This window comes from Cellulomonas sp. A375-1 (assembly GCF_001040865.1).
GTDB classification, from domain to species: domain Bacteria; phylum Actinomycetota; class Actinomycetes; order Actinomycetales; family Cellulomonadaceae; genus Cellulomonas; species Cellulomonas gelida.
In genome coordinates this window covers 1-490 of record NZ_LFKW01000138.1, presented here as the reverse complement: position 1 = coordinate 490, position 490 = coordinate 1, and the positions used below count along the sequence as shown (strand labels likewise).

1 pseudogene is annotated in these 490 nt (G+C 74.3%); it reads right to left on the bottom strand.

Going from position 1 to position 490, the window contains the following annotated elements:
- A pseudogene (locus CWIS_RS19050) lies at nucleotides 1-490 on the bottom strand (hypothetical protein); the annotation flags it as partial.

The following is a 490-nucleotide window of genomic DNA, read 5'->3' as shown; positions in this document are numbered from 1 at the left end:
GCTCGTCACACCGCCGAGGCGCCAGCTCCGCTCGTCGTCGTAGCCGACGCCCGTCCAGGTCTCGGCCTCCTGCAGCGAGCCGACGCCCAGCGTGACCGGCCGGCCGTCCTGGTCGAAGACCTGGGCGCCGTCCACCGGCTGACCCTGCGCGTCGTACACGAACAGGTTCTCGGCGTAGCTGCCGCCCACCACCACCCCGTCGTCGGGCTGGGGCTCGTACCAGTTCTCGCTCGTGACGGTCCCGACGCCCTGCCCGGGCAGCCACAGCAGGAACACCGCGGCGGCGAGCACGGCGAACGCGTTGAGCCCGACGAGCACCGACTGCCAGCGCCGCCCCGGGCGCCAGCGACCGCGCCCCCACTGCGCACTCGCCACGATCAGGCCGACCATCACGACCCACCCGACGAACGTGCGCGGCGCCCACCACGCACCCCCGTCCTCGATGCCCGTGAGCTGCAGCACGAGGTGCGCGACGACCCACCCGCGCGCG